Raw genomic sequence first — 17134 nt, 5'->3', positions numbered from 1 at the left:
AATCTTATGTTAAAACAAAGTCTCTTGGGATTAATGTGGTTATTCTCATTTAATGCCAGCGCAGTGGTGATTTTGCAATATCATCATGTATCAGAAACTACGCCAGCAAGTACTAGTGTGACGCCGGCGCAATTTGAAGAGCAAATGCAGTACCTTGCAGATAATGAGTTTACCATCATTAGTCTGACAGAGGCGGTAGATGCCATAAAACAAAATAAGCCCATTGCTGAAAAAAGCATTGTGATTACCTTTGATGACGGTTATGACAGTATTGCTAAAGCTGCTGCGCCGATTCTAGCCAAGCATGATTTCTCCTATACCTTATTTGTCTCGGTAGAGCCGATTGAAAAAGGCTATGCAGGGATGATGAGCTGGGATGATATCAATCAACTTGCGCAAAACGGCGCGACGATTGCTAACCACACTTGGGCCCACGAACATTTAAACCGCAAGCTTGATGGTGAAGGTCATCAGCAATGGTTAGACCGCATCGAAAAGAATTTATTAGACACCGAAGCTGAAATTAAAAAGCATACCGGCCAAAGCGTTAGAATGCTGGCTTACCCGTATGGTGAGTACAACGCTGACGTTGAAAACATTCTTAAGAAAAATGACTTTATTGGCTTAGGTCAACAATCAGGTGCGGCAGGTAAATACTCGATTTTAACCGCGTTACCTCGTTTTCCTGTAGCTGGGCCTTACGCTGACCTTGATAGCTTAAAGGTTAAATTCACTAGCTTGAATATGCCTGTGGTTAAGCAAAATGTCACAGACCCATTATTAACCTCTGGTAACTGGCGACCTGAGTTAAAAGTTGAGTTAGATATCACTGATATTTACCCACATCAGGTGATGTGTTTTGTTCAAGGGCAAGGTGCTAAAAAGCCAACATGGTTGACTGAAACTGAGTTTAGTATTCAAGCACCAGCGAATTTACCAGCTGGACGCAGTCGTTATAACTGCACTGCACCGAGTAAAACCCAAAAAGGCTATTATTGGTTTTCCCAAGCTTGGGTGAGACCCAATAATGATGGAAGTTGGCCAAAAGAATAGCCTTTTGGTTTGATGTTTGATGTTTGATGTTTGATGTTTGATGTTTGATGTTTGATGTTTGATGTTTGATGTTTGATTAGTCTAATTATGTGTTGATTTGTTTTACTCTCTGGAAAGTAAAACAAATCAAGGTCGTGTCGCTTCGCCCCTTCTTTTACAAAGAGTGACGAAAGGGAAACATCAGCATTTCCCTTTTCGTTGATTTTTATAAAAATTTTGCTGCTGCGGCTATGTTTTATTCATCATTTGAAATCCAAATCCAAATCCAAATCCAAATCCAAATCAAGGTCGTGGCGCTTCGCCCACACCAGAGCAAGAGGGGAAACAACAGCAATCCCCCTCTTGCATCACCCTTGCCGCTCCCACGAAATAATCTGAAAAACGATTATTTCAATGGAGAACCATCCAGCTTTAAACTTTTTATTTAGCCAGCTTCGGCAAGCTACAAAAATCACTAACGCTTCCGATGGGGCGTCCCTTCCCCTCGAAAGCTAGCCAGACATCCATGTCTGGACTCACGTAATTTTCTTGCTTGCCTCAATTCAAATTTAACATTCAAAACCTTCAAAGATTTTTATTCGTGCTTAACTAGGTCAAACGAACCTGCGGATACAACAATTCCCCATTGAAATTGCTGAAATGCGTTGAAGAAAATGGCGTAAGCCTGACAGGACGTCAGGCTAGCTTTAGTTGGCCAAGGATGGCCTATCTAAAGCGTTAGCTATTTTCGAATAAGCATGAGGCTTGCTCGCTTTTAAGAGCAATTTCGTAGGGGCGGCAAGGGATATCGAAAAGGGAAATGCTGTTGTTTCCCTTTCGTCTGGTGTGGGCGAAGCGCCACGACCTTGATTCAAAAGAAGTATGGCAATAACAACCAACTTTCAGCATAAAAAATGCCAGATTTCCTGCACTCGTTTATTGCAGATAACTCTGATAGAGTGCTTAATAATCAATATCTTTGCTTATGCGATGTATTAATAATAGGTTCAGTAAATGAATAAGATCGATCTTTTTAATATTATTTGTTTTGATATTTTTAATCGAGCAACGGAGTCCTTTCCGTTGGAAGCAACATTTGGATTTAAAGATGTTACCGAATCAATAGATGTATTCTTTGATGAAAATGAACTTCAAAATATACAGGTAGATGAAGTAATTTGGAGTAGTATTGATTGGTTAAGTCGTGAAGGTTTTCTTAGAAAAGAAGTTGATGATTCTCAGATTTCAATAGTTTTAACTAGTAAAGGTTTGAATGCCACCAATACTACTTTATCGATTTTAGGTGAAAATAAGCCATTTAAAGAATTGATAAAAGAAAAAGTATTAATCGCTTCAATTAATAGTGTGTGTATTTTAATGACTGACTTTTTTAAATCCAATAGCTAACTAGCTGTTGAAGAGGGAGTTAGATAGTCAATGGATTTAAAGGTATCGTTTCTAGATTCACTCGATAGTGAAGATGAACTAGGGGTAGTAATAAGGTCACATATCCATGTTGAGCAATATCTCAACAAATTGATCGTGGAACTTAATGTTAGTGCAACCTATTTAGATAAAATGAAGCTTACATATCATCAGACAGTGCAGCTTGCTGTTGGCTTAGGATTAGATCCACGATTTGAAAGTGCACTTTATAAATTAGGAAAACTTAGGAATGATTTTGCTCATAACATTCGTGGAAATCTAAACGAAAACGATGCTAAAAGTTTATATCAGTGCTTATCTGGTTCTGAAAAGAGTATGCTACAAAGCTTAGTTAAGAAAACTCATAAAGAGTTAGATCACGATTTTAAAGATTACAATCGAAGCGAAGCAAAATATAAATATATCTACGCTGTAACGATGTTATGTGCAGCATTAGAAACTGCCTGTAAAGAAGCTACTGAAAAACAAGTTTAATAAGTGGAACCTTTCAAATTAGCAATGACATTTAAACAAAATTATTCTAACTTATTGAGCTTTAAACCTTGTAACTTCTAGCCTTCACCCAACAAAAAGCCTCAATATTTTCATATTGAGGCTTTGTTATATTTCCAATACCTATATAAAAACTTAAGCACTTTCAATAATTTGTTTCAGATCCGCAACCAGCTCTTTATTCAAAATCTGTGGAATCTTCCCTGGTTGTTGTTTGGGTTTAAACACCGCGTATTTTTCCCCTTGGGGTGACACTAAAACATAGCTGGCGCTGTGGTCTACTTGATAATCCGCACCATCTCCAACCATGGCGTAGGCAAAGCCTAAGTCTCGGGTGAACGGAAATAACTGTGCATGTTCAGCGGTCACTGCCTTAAAGTCTTTATTAAAAAAGTTAATGTAATCTAAGCGCTTTGTTTGCGAGTCCCGATCTGGGTCTACCGACACAAACACCACCTGAATATCTTCTGATACCGATTGCAGTTCAGTATAAGCAGCGTTGAGCTTATTTAACGTTGTTGGGCACACGTCTGGGCAAGAGGTAAACCCAACAAATACCAAGCTCCATTTGCCGAGTAATTGTTGATTAGTGAACTCATTGCCCAGTTGGTCATGCAAAGTAAATGGTGCTAATGCTCTTGGTTGGTCAAACATATAAAACAAGTGGGGTCAGAGTAAACTTAATTATTTCTATCAAATGGCTCATGAGCCAAGGCTAATTACAAACTGATTTCTGTCCAAATATAAGTTAGTTCTCAGTATCAACCTTCTAAAAAAGCCTCAATACTTTCATATTGAGGCTTTGTTATATTTCCAATACTTATATAAAAAACTTAAGCACTTTCAATAATCTGTTTCAGATCCGCTACTAGCTCTTTATTCAAAATCTGTGGAATCTTCCCTGGTTGTTGTTTGGGTTTAAACACTGCGTATTTTTCCCCTTGGGGTGACACTAAAACATAGCTGGCACTGTGGTCTACTTGATAATCCGCTCCGTCCCCAACCATGGCGTAGGCAAAGCCTAAGTCTCGGGTGAACGGAAATAACTGTGCATGTTCAGCGGTCACTGCCTTAAAGTCTTTATTAAAAAAGTTAATGTAATCTAAGCGCTTTGTTTGCGAGTCTCTGTCCGGGTCTACCGACACAAACACCACCTGAATATCTTCTGATACCGATTGCAGTTCAGCATAAGCGGCGTTGAGCTTATTTAACGTTGTTGGGCACACATCGGGACACGAAGTAAACCCAACAAACACCAAGCTCCATTTGCCCAGTAATTGTTGATTAGTGAACTCATTGCCCAGTTGGTCATGCAAAGTAAATGGCGCTAATGCTCTTGGTTGGTCGAACATATAACTGCTAGCGAGTTCGAGTGGCTTAGGCTGTGAAAAATTAACAGCCACCGCCACGCCTAAACCTAACATCATCACAGCCAGTGCGATTATCTTTTTCAAATTGCTTCCTCTCTACTGCTGACTTGCTCTTTATTGCTGATTTGCCCTTAATTGTTGATAGGCAGAGGCATTAATTAACCCAAATGTAGTGGTCGACGAGTAATACCAGAAACAAAATCATTAAGTGGTAGATAGAGAACTTGAATACATCCATTGCCAGACCTTGCTTGTCATGAAACTTAAGCTGCCATGCTTTGTAGATAAAGCCGCAACTTAGAATAGTTGAACCCACTAAGTAAACTGGGCCGCACATGCCAACAAGCACTGGTAAAATACAGGCGACAGCTAACAAGAAAGTGTAAAGCAAGATACAGGTTTTGGTAAATTCAACGCCGTGGGTTACAGGCAGCATTGGAATATCGACCTTGGCATATTCTTTTTTACGATGAATCGCTAATGCCCAAAAGTGTGGCGGCGTCCAAGCGAAAATAATAATAACCAATAACAGCGCATTACCATGAAACTCATTGGTAACTGCAGTCCAACCCAGTAATGGCGGCATGGCCCCTGCTAAACCACCAATAACGATATTCTGCGGTGTGGCACGTTTTAAATAAGCGGTATACACCACGGCATAACCAATTAAGCTGGCAAAGGTAAGCCAAGCGGTGAGTGGGTTGACTAGAGCATACAAAATAACAAAGCCTGCTAAGCCTAATGTGGTGGCAAAGGTGACAGCTTTAACTGCAGATAATTTGCCTTTCGGAAGCGGGCGGTTATAAGTTCGTGCCATTAAGCCATCGATGCGGCGATCGATTAAATGGTTATAGGCTGCGGCAGAACCTGCCATCATCCCAATACCTATCATGCCGAAAATCAGTGGTTGTAGTGGAACTGCGCCTGGTAGCGCCAAGCACATGCCCACTAATACTGTAAGTAACATTAAGGCGACGACTTTAGGTTTGGTCATCTCAAAGTAAGCACGCCACTGTAGAGTGTCACTGTTAGCGCTAGACATTGAACTGGTGTCAGCCGTCTTGGTTGCATTTGCGGGTAAAGATAGTGATTTAGCCATAATTGAATCCTTGCTTATGCTTTACGCCACAGCGCATAGTTAATAAAAATAACGGTTAACAACAGTAACGCTGCGCCGCCGTTGTGTGAGACTGCAATACCAAGAGGTAGGTGCATTACAATATTGCTAATACCTAAACCCACTTGTAACACCACAAGGGCAAATAAAACCCATGCACTTTGTCGCATGATTGACGATTGAGCTTTTAGTAATTTAAACGCTAACCAACATAAACTTATGGCGGTAATCACGCCCCAAATTCGGTGGGTAACATGTATGGTCATTCGAGCAGGGTATTCAAGGACACCATATTCAAAGCTCGGATGATCGCCTTGAAATGGCGAGAAGGCTTTAGCAAACTGCAAATTATCCATCCAGTTGCCCTCACATATTGGCAAGGTGGTACAAGCCAGCGCTGCGTAGTTTGATGATGTCCAGCCGCCTAAAATAATCTGTATGACTAACACCACTAAACTCACCATAGCCAATGGCCCTAACTTTCTGGCGTAGTGATCGCCACCCGGGATCCGTAATGGTTTGGTGCGCAGATAAAGTAACAGCAGTAAAGCAAACAAGCTAAAGCCGCCAATTAAATGCCCCATCACCACAATGGGCATCAGTTTCATGGTGACCGTCCACATGCCTAATGCCGCTTGAAATAAGATCAGTGCGGAAATAAATATAGGCAGTTTTTTCGGTGCATCAGCACGCTTTAAGCAAATGATTAAAATCGTTAATACCAATAAGCCTAATGTGCCAGCGATATAACGGTGGATCATTTCAAGCCAAGCTTTTTCTGGCTCGACGGTGAGATCTGGAAAGTTTGTTTCTACTTTGGCTAAATCGGCTGCGTCACTGGGTACACCAATATGGCCATAACAACCCGGCCAATCAGGACAGCCTAAACCTGCATCAGACAGGCGGGTATAAGCACCCATCAATATCACTGCAAAGGTAAATACTAAGGTAAATTTGAGGAGGTTTTTTATATCCATTAACCAACCCTCGATAGCTTAAGTAGCTTTCTTAGATCCGCAATCATCGATTTACCTTGAGCCATATTTTCTTGCTCGCCGATGATGCCAGGATATTCCATTACCAAGCTGCCGAGTGGATCGACAATAATCATTTGCTGTTCAGTCATCATTGCAATGATGGCTTGGCTCGCATTGGCGGTTTCAAATGGCACTTGGAGCTTTTCAAGAATTGCGATGTCACTGTCTGGTTGCAGCATAATAATCGGGCTGACGCGATCTTGATGTTTCCCTAAAGCAACATGACTTTGATGCAGTACGTATAAGCGTTGCTGACATTGTTCTAAGCATTGTTCTGGTAATAGGTATAACAGTTGCCAAGATTGTGGATGCGGGTTTTCCATTGATAAGCTTTGATAGCTCACCTCTGGTGGAATGAGTTGGCCTTTATTGGTTGCAGCGCCATTATATAAGTCCATGCTTAATACCAGCTTTGCGACGGCCACTGGTAAGATAAATACCAGTACTAGGGCAAACAGTGCCTTGTTATTTTTAGGTTTTGCTGGGGAGTTCATACTTGCTCCTCTTGTTACGGCTTAATTTATTAGTTTGGTTTTATTCGTTTTCAGTTCTTGTTTCATTTTCTAGGGTGTTACTAGTGTCAATTGCGTTGCTAGTGGTGCTTTCAGGTGTTGTTTTAATCAAATATTTCCATCCAATCCATAGCATTAACGATAAAAATACCGCCGCCATAGTGAACCACTGCAGTGCGTAGCCTTGGTGCTTTTGGGCAGACAATGGAATGGGTGTCCAAGGCTTAGGTAATGCAATATTAGGGATTGAATCTGGCTGCAGTACGACAGGTGCCAGTGGGTGGCCTATTTTCTCAGCTAAGGCCGGTAAATTAAGGTTTTGAAAACGCATCACATTGCCGTCTTCTGCATGGAGCTGGTGGCTTAAAGGGTTAATCTGTTTTTGATAAACACGGCCATTTAAGTCAACGGCTGATAACGGCGCGGGTGTGAGTTCAGGTAAAATTCGTCGTTCGATATTGGCTGCAACAAACCCTAACTCAACCAATAACCATGGTAGGTCTTGCGTATTAGAGCTTGAAACTTGAAATACTTGATAGGCTAGGTAACCCACTCGACCCTCAAACACTTGGTTATCCAGTAGCAATATTTGCTGGTTAACAGGCGTAGCGTTGACGTTTAGACGGTATCCACTGAGTTTGTCATCTGCGCCAAAAGCCAGTAGTTCATCAAAGCTTAATTCACTGGCGGCTTGTCTTGCTGATAACGTCGCTTGCCAAGTGGTTTTTTGCTCCGCTCTATCAAGCTGCCAAACTCCTAACTTGACCAAAATACAAAACACACTCACAGTAACAAGCAGCAATAACCCAGTAGATAGTCGCCAGACTCGCGAAGGAGAGCCCATGGATACCTTAGTTATTTTCAAGCTTGTATTAGTACTGCTGCTTGTATTCATATTATTTAATCTAGCTAGAGCCCTGTTTATTATGGTGAAAGCTGAAAATAAACAACCAATGAGTCAATTTTTAGGACGTAGAGTTATCTTTTCTGCCTTAGTCATGGTGCTGTTATTACTGGCCTTAGGGCTAGGTTGGGTAACCCCCAACCCTAGGCCGTACTAGTTAGGTTTATTTAAATCACGTAGACAAAAATAAACAAACATAGCCAAACCACATCGACAAAATGCCAATACCAACTACCCGATTGGAAAGCAAAATGACTTTCTGGGGTGAAGTGGCCTTTGAGTACCCTAAAAAATAGGATAATCAGAAAAACCGTACCCAGTGTCACGTGCATGCCGTGAAAACCAGTAAGCAAAAAGAAGGTATTACCGTAAATGCCTGATGATAGGGTTAAGCCCATTTCTTGGTATGCATGAACATATTCTTCTACCTGCAAGAATAAGAACCCAATACCTAATAAAATGGTAAGTCCTAACCACACCTTTAATGCGCCGCGTTTTGATTTCTCTAAAGACACATGAGCAAAGTGTAATGTGACCGAAGAAGCTAAAAGGATTAGGGTGTTATAAAGCGGTAACCCTGTCCAAGGCATAGCTTCTGTAGTGGTGCCATCAGGCGTTTTGATTAGTGGCCACATGGCTTCAAAGGTTGGCCATAATACTTCGTGAGTCATGGCGTTGTTTGAGCTACCACCAAGCCAAGGGATTGCGACCATTCTGGCGTAGAACAAGGCGCCAAAAAATGCGCCGAAGAACATAATTTCAGAGAAAATAAACCAGCTCATTCCTTGACGAAATGAACGATCCATTTGCGCTGAATATAAGCCTGACATTGATTCATCAATGACATTTTTAAACCAGCCAAACAGCATAAAGATAATGACTGCAATACCAGCCACTAAGATATAACCACCTGAAGTATCTTCAGTGGCTAATTGTTGAACGTAAGAACCTGCGCCAAAAGCAATGAGGAATAATCCAATTGCGCCGGTAATGGGCCAAACGCTTTGCGCTGGCACGTAGTAGTTTTCATGTTTTGTTGTCATCTTGCTGCTCCTTGCTCTATGGCCGCAGTTTGTTTGTCTGTGATGTCATAGAGGGTATAAGAGAGAGTCAAAGTTTTAATGGAATCTGGTAAGTCTGGATCCACATAAAAGATTAATGGCAGTTCAGCATCAGCCTTTGCAGCTAGAGGTTGTTGATTAAAACAAAAGCACTCGGTTTTATTGAAATATGCCGCGCCTTGGCCAGGTGATACCGAAGGTATAGCTTGGCCAACAAGAGGATTAGCAGATAAGTTTTTTGCTAAAAAGGCAGTACGAGTGAGTTCGCCTGGGTGAACCTGCATAGTGTTCACCTTAGGGCCAAATTCCCACGGCATGCTGCCTTGTACTTGGGCAATAAATTCAATGGTAATGGTGCGATCTTTATCAACCACGACCGCTTCATATTGGCTGGCAGTACCTTGGGGTTTTCCGTTAATCCCCAAGGTATCGCACAGCACGTCATAAAGCGGCACTAGCGCAAAACCAAAGCCGAACATACCGATAGAACCCAGTACGAGACCTATTAATAATTTACGGTTTGATTTTGTTGGCTGGCTCATATCACTTTACCTCTGGTGGTGTAGTGAATGAGTGATAAGGTGCTGGACTTGGGATGGTCCATTCTAGTCCTTCGGCGCCTTCCCAAGGTTTATCCGCAGCTTTCTCTCCACCTCGAACACACTTAATGACTACAGCAAGGAAGATTAGTTGTGATAAACCAAATGCAAACCCACCAATTGAGACAATTTGGTTAACATCAGCAAATTGAATCGCATAATCAGGAATACGACGCGGCATACCCGCAAGACCTAAGAAGTGCATTGGGAAAAACAGCACGTTGACTGAAATGGTGCTACACCAGAAATGCCAGCGACCTAAGGTTTCGCTATACATGTGACCAGTCCACTTCGGCAGCCAGTAATAAGCCGCAGCCATAATGGAGTACACTGCACCCGTTACGAGTACGTAGTGGAAATGCGCCACAACAAAGTAAGTATCATGGTATTGGAAATCCGCAGGTGTAATCGCCAGCATCAATCCAGAAAACCCACCAATCGTGAATAGAATAATAAAGGCCACTGCAAACAACATTGGGGTTTCAAAGGTAATTGAACCACGCCACATGGTTGCAACCCAGTTAAACACTTTCACCCCTGTGGGCACCGCAATCAGCATGGTGCAATACATGAAGAATAGCTCAGCGAATACTGGCATACCCGTAGTAAACATGTGATGCGCCCAAACCAAGAAAGACAGAATCGCAATACTTGAGGTGGCGTAAACCATCGAGGAGTAACCGAATAGCTTTTTACGGCTAAAGGTTGGCACAATGGCGGAGATAATACCGAATGAGGGTAAAATCATAATGTAAACTTCAGGGTGACCGAAGAACCAGAAAATGTGCTGGAACATGACTGGGTCACCACCACCTGCAGCATCGAAGAAGCTGGTACCAAAGTATTTATCAGTTAAGACCATGGTGACCGCACCTGCGAGTACGGGCATCACCGCAATCAACAGGAATGCAGTAATTAACCAAGTCCATACGAACAGTGGCAACTTCATCCAAGTCATACCTGGTGCACGCATATTCACAATTGTCACGACCACGTTGATCGCGCCCATAATTGAGCTTATTCCCATAATGTGTACTGAAAATACAAATAGTGCAGTGGTATCAGGGCTGTAGGTAGTTGATAGTGGTGCGTAGAATGTCCAACCAAAGTTGGGGCCACCGCCTTCCATAAATAACGAACTTAATAGAATGGCAAACGCGAATGGTAGGATCCAAAAACTCCAGTTATTCATCCGAGGTAGTGCCATATCCGGCGCACCAATCATCATAGGAATAAGCCAGTTAGCCAAGCCGGTAAAGGCTGGCATAACGGCACCAAATACCATGATAAGTCCGTGAACTGTGGTCATTTGGTTGAAAAAGTTTGGATCAACTAATTGTAAACCTGGTTGGAACAATTCGGCGCGGATAACCATCGCCATTGCACCGCCAGTGAGAAACATTAAAAAACTAAACCACAAATATAATGAACCAATGTCTTTATGGTTAGTGGTTAAAATCCAGCGCATGATGCCTTTCGGCGCGCCATGATGGTGATCATCATGGCCATGGTCATCGTGAGACTGACCATCATGAGCTTCGGTTGTATCTTGTGTAATAGTGCTCATTTTAATCCCTTACTTTCCATGACCATCAACGTCAGAAGCCTGTACAGCATCTCCGGAGTCATTACCCCAAGCGTTACGCTCATAAGTAATTACTGCTGCGAGTTGTTGCGGTGTGAGTAGAGAACCAAATGCCTGCATTGCAGTACCAGCCTTACCATTGACGACAACTTCAATGTGTCCTTCAACTGGCCCTGTAATGGCTGGGCTACCGATTAGTGAAGGGAAAGCACCCGGTAATCCAGTGCCTGCAGCTTGATGACATGCGGCGCAATTGGTCATATAGACTTGCTCGCCCATGGTCATAAGTTCATCCATGGTCAGATCATCTAGTACGACTTCTGCTTTAACTTCTTCCACAACTTCTGCAGCGGCTTCGGTTACGGCTTGTTCAACATTTGCCGGATTAATTTCAGCAGGTAAGGTTACAGGCGTTGCGGTTTGGTCAGTTGCGGAATCCGCTGAACTTGCCGCAGAACCGCCACCATTGATATCAGCGGCTTGCACTACATCGCCAGAGTTATTACCCCAAGCATTTCGCTCGTAAGTCACAACAGCAGCAATTTCAGTCGCAGTAAGCTGTTTAGCAAATGCTTGCATCGCAGTACCTGCTTTACCGTTAACCACAATATCAACATGATCGCTAACAGGACCTTTAATCAAAGGGCTACCAATAAGAGATGGGAATACACCAGGAAGACCAGCACCATTAGGTTGGTGACATGCGGCACAAACGCCCATATAGACTTTCTCACCTTGAGTCATTAACTCATCATATGTGAGTGTTTGCGTAAGCGAGGCTTCTGCTGCAGCTTTAGCATCAACAGCTAGCTGCTTTTGGTCAATTAACCACTGGTCATAATCGGCTTCAGAAAGTGCTTCAACCACGATAGGCATAAAGCCGTGATCTTTTCCGCACAATTCAGCACATTGGCCGCGATAGGTGCCGACTTTATCGATTTTTGTCCATGCTTCATTAATGAAGCCTGGATTAGCGTCTTTTTTAACCGCGAATGCAGGTACCCACCATGAGTGAATAACATCATCACTGGTCATCAAGAAACGCACTTTACGATTAATAGGTAATACGAGTGGCTTATCGACTTCCAGTAAGTATGTTTCAGTTTTTTCAGCTGAACCTTGGATTTGCTCTGCTGGCGTTGAAAGTAAACTGAAGAACTCGACATCTTCGTTGAAATAGCTGTAATGCCATTTCCACTGAGAGCCGGTAACTTTAATGGTTAAATCTGCATCACTAGGGTCTTCCATAGCTATCAGAGTTTTAGTGGCAGGAATTGCCATACCAATAAGGATGATAAATGGCACGACAGTCCATGCTATTTCAACCTTGGTACTGTCATGAAAATCGGCAGGTTTAGCGCCTTTAGATTTTCTGTGATAGATCATCGAGTAAATCATGATCCCAAAGACCACAACACCAATCGCACAACAGATATATAGAATAATCATATGGAGGTCATAAACCTTACCACTGATTTCTGTCACACCTTGTGTCATGTTAAGCGGCATATCAGCCGCAGCAAGCGGTACTGCAAATAACAGCACCATTAATCCATACAACAATCGCTTCACAAGACCACTCCTCTGCCAATTGCGATTTGCAATAACAACAAGGAAAAGTCACACAGTAATACTCTGCTCTATGCAAACTTCTCTAATTCCCGAAAAAGTTTGATCACTTCAAAGTACACGGTGGCTGCGAGTATCAATACTCGATTATTTTATTGGGTTATGGTGGCCACACTTGTACCTAATACTGAACTTTTCAATTCTTAAATTGACGCTTTTTATTCAAGGCTTTCTATACCGCATGGTACCAGCACAATTTTTACAGCGTTTTGTAGCTTCTTATCGTTTTATTAACTCAAGAGTGATAACAATTTGTTAGCCTCTTGTTAACTACATTACTTGGAGATTAAATATTGATCAAGATCACTTTATCATCTAATTTGCTGAAAAAAGGCGTAAAAAAAGCCCTTCACAGTAATGAAGGGCTTTTTCAAGAGAGATTCGGTTAGTGGAAAGCAGATAAATTTAACCTTGATGGTGCTGCTGAAGTATTGTCACTCATATGTTCATCATGTAAGTGAGTATTTACATCTTCAATGATCACACCTTGTGCCAAAGCGCTTTTAGCGACTAACTGAATGCGACGATTATCACGAGCATCTAATGGTGTTGTCCATGTAATAACCGCACTGGAAGTACCACTTGTTAATGCTTTTTCCATTGCCCAAAGCGTTTCAACTTCATCTTTGGTATGAACAAGTAATACTCGATCCATACGAACATTGGCATTGGCCAATATTTGCTTATAGCCAATATGTGGTGGATTAATCAATACAATCCAACGGCCTTGTTGACTTAATACTGCTAACTGGCTGCATAACTGGGTTAGCTCAGTGATGCCTTGATTAGCACTTTGTTTGGTTTCAATACCTTGCTTAACAGGCGCTGTGGCTGAGGTCATATCTACCCATAAACCTGGGTGACGCGGAGCATTACCTAATAATGTGTTCATAACCAACCTCCATTTCGGATAACGCCAACAGCAAGTCCTTCAATGGTGAGACTCTGGCATGTTAAATCAACTTTTATCGGCGAATATTGTTCATTTTCTGCGTGCAGATAAACAACATTGCCTTTCTTTTCAAAACGTTTAACGGTGACATCATCATCAACACGGGCAACGACAACTTGGCCGTTTTTGGCTTGTTGCATCTTGTGCACAGCCAGTAAGTCACCTTCGATAATGCCAATATCTTTCATACTGTCGCCACGAACGCGTAGTAAGAAATTAGCATTAGGTTTGAACATTTCAGGATCAACTTGGAAGTATTGCTCAACATGCTCCATTGCGAGGATAGGTTCACCAGCGGCAACTTGACCGATTAGTGGTAAGCCTTCTTCGACTTCCTCTTCTTCCTGAATCATGCGGATACCGCGTGAAGTACCAGGAATAATTTCGATACAACCTTTTTTAGCAAGTGCTTTTAAATGCTCTTCAGCAGCATTAGCACTTTTAAAGCCTAATCTAGTGGCAATTTCTGCACGAGTAGGCGGCATACCTGTCTCGGCAATATTACATTTAATTAGTTCTAGAATTTCAGCTTGTCGTGGCGTTAAAGGTCTCATGTTGATTCCTGTTTTTTTATACAGTGACTGTCATTATATACAGTATCCTTGGTCGCGCAAGTATTAACCAATGAATTTTAAGAATGAGGCCGATTAAAATTCATCTATAACTGGTTGGTTTAACTTAAATATATTTAAAATCAATAGTTTAAGTTATTTTGGTTGAAAAGGTTTTTATTTTGATTAAATTATCATTGATGTACAAATGATGCGGTTTTTAGTCGATACAGTATATTTATACAGTACTGTGGTTTATTTTTGATAAGCATAAATAAGCGAGTTATTTGCTTATCTAATTAGCCGTAAGGGGATTCAGTTTGATGCTTAATTGTTAACTACATATAAGCAGGTTAGTGAATCCCACCAAGATTCTGGTATCCTATGCGCAATAAATCGTTGTTGATAATGCGAATACTCATGTTAAAACCAGATTCTATCATTGCTAAATCGTTGCGTTGGATTCAGAAACTAATGGTGCACAGTGTTGTTGTACCTGAAGATCCGTTCGCTGACTTAAACCTAGATCCTGAAAAACCAGTGGTCTATGTCATGAAGACAGAGTCGCTGAGTGATATCGCGGCGCTAAATGAAATTACTGCAAAGTACAATCTACCTAGTCCTTATGAGCGTTTGGATATTGATGGGCTGAACACACCAAGAATTGTGTGTGTTGAAGGCCGTAAACCTTTATTTGGCAAACGCCATAGTGGCGAGAAGTTTGTTGCCAACTTCACCAAATTACTCGACTTACACCAAAAGAATAAACAGTTAGATATTCAATTGGTGCCAGTTAGCCTTTATTGGGGACGTATTCCTGGTAAAGAAGATGACACCATGACCGCTGCCGTATTCGAGCGTGAAAACCCGACTTGGCTTCGCAAGTGGCTAATGATTTTATTCTTAGGTCGTCATAACTTTATTCAATTCTCAAACGCGATGTCTTTGCGTTATATGGCTGATGAGCACGGCACTGATGTCAGCATTGCTCACAAGTTAATTCGTGTTGCACGAGTGCATTTCCGACGTCAGCGGAAAGTGATGACGGGGCCACAATTGCCAAACCGTCAAGCGATGTTTAATTCGTTACTTAAATCTGAGTCGATCACTAAAGCGATTCAAGAGGAAGCGGCGAACAAGAAGATTTCTGAAGAAAAGGCGCGTGAAAAGGCCATTGAATATCTAGATGAAATTGCTGCCGATTACTCTGATAACCTGATTCGTATTGCAGAGCGCTTTTTAACTTGGCTATGGAACAAGTTATACAGCGGCATTAGCATTAAGAGTGCTGAGCAAGTTCGTAAGCTGCATCATGATGGTCACGAAATTGTTTATGTACCATGTCATCGTAGCCACATGGATTACTTATTACTCTCTTATATTCTCTATTATCAAGGTATGGTTCCACCGCACATTGCTGCTGGAATTAACTTGAACTTCTGGCCAGCAGGACCGATGTTCCGCCGTGGTGGCGCCTTCTTTATTCGTCGTAGCTTTAACGGTAATAAGCTTTACACCGCAGTATTCAGAGAATATTTAGACCAATTATTTGCTAAAGGCTATTCAGTTGAGTACTTCACTGAAGGTGGACGTTCACGTACAGGTCGTTTACTCGCGCCAAAAACTGGCATGTTAGCAATGACAGTGAACAGTGTGCTGCGCGGTATCGAGCGTCCAGTAACACTAGTGCCAGTGTACTTAGGCTACGATCACGTGATGGAAGTATCGACTTACCACAAAGAATTAAGCGGTAAGAAAAAGCAAAAAGAATCGGTATGGCAGGTATTTGGTGCGTTACGTAAATTAGGTAACTTCGGCCAAGGCTATGTGAACTTTGGTGAGCCAATTAACGTGCAGCAATTCTTAAACCAACAAGCACCTGATTGGCGCGAAGAAATTGCACAAGATCCTGAGCAAAAACCAACTTGGTTAACCCCAGCGGTAAATACACTTGCCAATAAAGTGATGACTAACATTAATAGCGCCGCAGCGGCCAGCTCAGTCACATTAACCAGTATGGTGTTATTGGCTTCTGAGCAAAATGCGCTAGAGCGCGGCGAGCTTGAAAGACAGTTAGATTTATATCTTAAGCTATTAAAAGAGGTGCCTTATACCGGCTATACCTCAGTAGCGGAAGGTAATCCTACTGAAGTGGTTGAGCAATGTTTGTCACTTAAAAAGTTCACTTCAACTAGCGATAAGCTTGGTGAAATTATTGCGATTGAAGAGCATGCTGTTATTGCAATGAGCTACTACCGAAATAACATTATTCACTTGATGGCTGTACCTTCGTTAATTGCTAGTTGTTTAGTGCAATACGAAGAACATAGCCGTGAGAAGATCCATAGCATCGTCAATGATTTCTACCCATTACTAAAAGCAGAATTGTTTATGGGGATTGAAGACTTACCTGCATATGTCGACCATGTCTTGGACTTGTTTGTTGAGCAAGGTTTGATTACTGGTACAACTGAGTTTGAAGTCAATCAAGGTAATATTACCCAGTTAATGCTATTGTCTGAAACTGTCAGTGAGACATTACAACGTTACGCGATTATCTTTAATTTACTGGCTTACAAACCGGATATTGAACGTTCAGATCTAGAAAGCGCGAGCCACATGCTAGCTCAGCGTTTAGGTGCTTTACACGGAATTACTGCGCCAGAGTTTTACGATAAAAAACTCTACAATAATTTGAGTGTAAAATTAAAAGAATTAGGGCACTTATCGGGTAGTGACAATCAATTTGCTGTCATCCGAATCCGCGATCATGCCAATGGTATGTTGCGACTATCTGTTCGTAAAACCATAGTCGACAGTGTGACTATGGAACATGGGTAACGAATA

At 41.8% G+C, this 17134-nt stretch carries 17 protein-coding genes; 5 read left to right on the top strand and 12 right to left on the bottom strand.

The genetic code is table 11. The features are described from left to right. Nucleotides 1-6: 6 nt before the first annotated feature. The 3 genes from AC0L4E_RS17985 (at nucleotide 7) to AC0L4E_RS17975 (ending at nucleotide 2952) form a co-directional block, all read left to right on the top strand. Complete coding sequence (locus AC0L4E_RS17985) at nucleotides 7-1053, top strand: polysaccharide deacetylase family protein (RefSeq protein WP_473680730.1); 1047 nt, start codon at nucleotides 7-9, stop codon at nucleotides 1051-1053. Between the two features lie 993 nt (nucleotides 1054-2046). Continuing rightward, nucleotides 2047-2439 carry a hypothetical protein gene (locus AC0L4E_RS17980; protein WP_473680728.1) on the top strand — a complete coding sequence of 131 codons (393 nt, stop codon included), beginning with the start codon at nucleotides 2047-2049 and terminating at the stop codon, nucleotides 2437-2439. A gap of 30 nt (nucleotides 2440-2469) precedes the next feature. Next, on the top strand, nucleotides 2470-2952 hold the full coding sequence (locus AC0L4E_RS17975; protein ID WP_473680726.1) for a hypothetical protein: 483 nt from the start codon (nucleotides 2470-2472) through the stop codon (nucleotides 2950-2952). A gap of 153 nt (nucleotides 2953-3105) precedes the next feature. On the opposite strand, the gene AC0L4E_RS17970 is transcribed toward AC0L4E_RS17975, so the two are convergent. The 6 genes from AC0L4E_RS17970 to AC0L4E_RS17945 all read right to left on the bottom strand — a co-directional run bounded on the left by AC0L4E_RS17970 (nucleotide 3106) and on the right by AC0L4E_RS17945 (nucleotide 7850). Beyond that, nucleotides 3106-3624 carry an SCO family protein gene (locus AC0L4E_RS17970; protein WP_473680724.1) on the bottom strand — a complete coding sequence of 173 codons (519 nt, stop codon included), beginning with the start codon at nucleotides 3622-3624 and terminating at the stop codon, nucleotides 3106-3108. Between the two features lie 179 nt (nucleotides 3625-3803). Beyond that, nucleotides 3804-4397: an SCO family protein gene (locus tag AC0L4E_RS17965; RefSeq protein WP_473681744.1), complete on the bottom strand. Its 594-nt coding sequence runs from the start codon at nucleotides 4395-4397 to the stop codon at nucleotides 3804-3806. 97 nt (nucleotides 4398-4494) lie between these two features. Further along, nucleotides 4495-5439: a heme o synthase gene (gene cyoE, locus AC0L4E_RS17960; RefSeq protein WP_473680722.1), complete on the bottom strand. Its 945-nt coding sequence runs from the start codon at nucleotides 5437-5439 to the stop codon at nucleotides 4495-4497. Nucleotides 5440-5453: 14 nt separating this feature from the next. Further along, nucleotides 5454-6434, bottom strand: a complete 981-nt coding sequence (locus AC0L4E_RS17955; protein ID WP_473680720.1) for a COX15/CtaA family protein — start codon at nucleotides 6432-6434, stop codon at nucleotides 5454-5456. After that, entirely contained in the window at nucleotides 6434-6988 is a 555-nt protein-coding gene (locus tag AC0L4E_RS17950; protein ID WP_473680718.1) for a hypothetical protein, read from the bottom strand. The genes AC0L4E_RS17955 and AC0L4E_RS17950 overlap by 1 nt, the downstream gene beginning before the upstream one ends. 40 nt (nucleotides 6989-7028) lie before the next feature. Beyond that, nucleotides 7029-7850: an SURF1 family protein gene (locus AC0L4E_RS17945; RefSeq protein ID WP_473680716.1), complete on the bottom strand. Its 822-nt coding sequence runs from the start codon at nucleotides 7848-7850 to the stop codon at nucleotides 7029-7031. Between AC0L4E_RS17945 and AC0L4E_RS17940 the strand changes: the two genes are divergently transcribed. Continuing rightward, on the top strand, nucleotides 7849-8067 hold the full coding sequence (locus AC0L4E_RS17940; protein WP_102526718.1) for a DUF2909 family protein: 219 nt from the start codon (nucleotides 7849-7851) through the stop codon (nucleotides 8065-8067). The genes AC0L4E_RS17945 and AC0L4E_RS17940 overlap by 2 nt on opposite strands. A gap of 10 nt (nucleotides 8068-8077) precedes the next feature. Here the strand turns inward: AC0L4E_RS17940 and AC0L4E_RS17935 are convergent, their stop codons facing one another. The 6 genes from AC0L4E_RS17935 to lexA all read right to left on the bottom strand — a co-directional run bounded on the left by AC0L4E_RS17935 (nucleotide 8078) and on the right by lexA (nucleotide 14290). Then, nucleotides 8078-8953 (bottom strand): cytochrome c oxidase subunit 3, encoded by an 876-nt coding sequence (locus tag AC0L4E_RS17935; RefSeq protein ID WP_153913047.1) that lies wholly within the window; start codon nucleotides 8951-8953, stop codon nucleotides 8078-8080. Beyond that, nucleotides 8950-9513, bottom strand: a complete 564-nt coding sequence (locus AC0L4E_RS17930; RefSeq protein WP_473680713.1) for a cytochrome c oxidase assembly protein — start codon at nucleotides 9511-9513, stop codon at nucleotides 8950-8952. Before AC0L4E_RS17930 ends, AC0L4E_RS17935 begins: the two co-directional genes overlap by 4 nt. A 1-nt stretch (nucleotide 9514) precedes the next feature. Beyond that, nucleotides 9515-11137, bottom strand: a complete 1623-nt coding sequence (gene ctaD / locus AC0L4E_RS17925; protein WP_473680711.1) for a cytochrome c oxidase subunit I — start codon at nucleotides 11135-11137, stop codon at nucleotides 9515-9517. A 9-nt stretch (nucleotides 11138-11146) separates the two neighbouring features. Further along, complete coding sequence (coxB, locus tag AC0L4E_RS17920) at nucleotides 11147-12727, bottom strand: cytochrome c oxidase subunit II (protein WP_473680709.1); 1581 nt, start codon at nucleotides 12725-12727, stop codon at nucleotides 11147-11149. Between the two features lie 442 nt (nucleotides 12728-13169). After that, nucleotides 13170-13676 (bottom strand): cell division inhibitor SulA, encoded by a 507-nt coding sequence (locus AC0L4E_RS17915; RefSeq protein WP_473680707.1) that lies wholly within the window; start codon nucleotides 13674-13676, stop codon nucleotides 13170-13172. Beyond that, a complete protein-coding gene (gene lexA / locus AC0L4E_RS17910; protein WP_220753247.1) occupies nucleotides 13673-14290 on the bottom strand; it encodes a transcriptional repressor LexA in 618 nt (205 codons plus the stop codon). Before lexA ends, AC0L4E_RS17915 begins: the two co-directional genes overlap by 4 nt. A 417-nt stretch (nucleotides 14291-14707) precedes the next feature. Here lexA and plsB point away from each other — a divergent pair, with 417 nt between their 5' ends. Further along, nucleotides 14708-17128 (top strand): glycerol-3-phosphate 1-O-acyltransferase PlsB, encoded by a 2421-nt coding sequence (plsB, locus tag AC0L4E_RS17905; RefSeq protein WP_473680704.1) that lies wholly within the window; start codon nucleotides 14708-14710, stop codon nucleotides 17126-17128. Nucleotides 17129-17134 lie beyond the last annotated feature (6 nt).

The sequence above is a fragment of the Shewanella sp. GJ50-10 genome (genome assembly GCF_055808815.1).
Note: the sequence above shows the minus strand (reverse complement) of the source record. Positions and strands in the feature narration are given on the sequence as shown.

Excerpts from the sequence above, each read along its gene's own strand:
- AC0L4E_RS17985 (WP_473680730.1), top strand. The coding sequence starts at position 7 with ATGTTAAAACAAAGTCTCTTGGGATTAATGTGGTTATTCTCATTTAAT.
- AC0L4E_RS17980 (WP_473680728.1), top strand. The coding sequence starts at position 2,047 with ATGAATAAGATCGATCTTTTTAATATTATTTGTTTTGATATTTTTAAT.
- AC0L4E_RS17975 (WP_473680726.1), top strand. The coding sequence starts at position 2,470 with ATGGATTTAAAGGTATCGTTTCTAGATTCACTCGATAGTGAAGATGAA.
- AC0L4E_RS17970 (WP_473680724.1), bottom strand. The coding sequence starts at position 3,624 with ATGTTTGACCAACCAAGAGCATTAGCACCATTTACTTTGCATGACCAA.
- AC0L4E_RS17965 (WP_473681744.1), bottom strand. The coding sequence starts at position 4,397 with ATGATGTTAGGTTTAGGCGTGGCGGTGGCTGTTAATTTTTCACAGCCT.
- cyoE (WP_473680722.1), bottom strand. The coding sequence starts at position 5,439 with ATGGCTAAATCACTATCTTTACCCGCAAATGCAACCAAGACGGCTGAC.
- AC0L4E_RS17955 (WP_473680720.1), bottom strand. The coding sequence starts at position 6,434 with ATGGATATAAAAAACCTCCTCAAATTTACCTTAGTATTTACCTTTGCA.
- AC0L4E_RS17950 (WP_473680718.1), bottom strand. The coding sequence starts at position 6,988 with ATGAACTCCCCAGCAAAACCTAAAAATAACAAGGCACTGTTTGCCCTA.
- AC0L4E_RS17940 (WP_102526718.1), top strand. The coding sequence starts at position 7,849 with ATGGATACCTTAGTTATTTTCAAGCTTGTATTAGTACTGCTGCTTGTA.
- AC0L4E_RS17945 (WP_473680716.1), bottom strand. The coding sequence starts at position 7,850 with ATGGGCTCTCCTTCGCGAGTCTGGCGACTATCTACTGGGTTATTGCTG.
- AC0L4E_RS17935 (WP_153913047.1), bottom strand. The coding sequence starts at position 8,953 with ATGACAACAAAACATGAAAACTACTACGTGCCAGCGCAAAGCGTTTGG.
- AC0L4E_RS17930 (WP_473680713.1), bottom strand. The coding sequence starts at position 9,513 with ATGAGCCAGCCAACAAAATCAAACCGTAAATTATTAATAGGTCTCGTA.
- ctaD (WP_473680711.1), bottom strand. The coding sequence starts at position 11,137 with ATGAGCACTATTACACAAGATACAACCGAAGCTCATGATGGTCAGTCT.
- AC0L4E_RS17915 (WP_473680707.1), bottom strand. The coding sequence starts at position 13,676 with ATGAACACATTATTAGGTAATGCTCCGCGTCACCCAGGTTTATGGGTA.
- lexA (WP_220753247.1), bottom strand. The coding sequence starts at position 14,290 with ATGAGACCTTTAACGCCACGACAAGCTGAAATTCTAGAACTAATTAAA.
- plsB (WP_473680704.1), top strand. The coding sequence starts at position 14,708 with ATGTTAAAACCAGATTCTATCATTGCTAAATCGTTGCGTTGGATTCAG.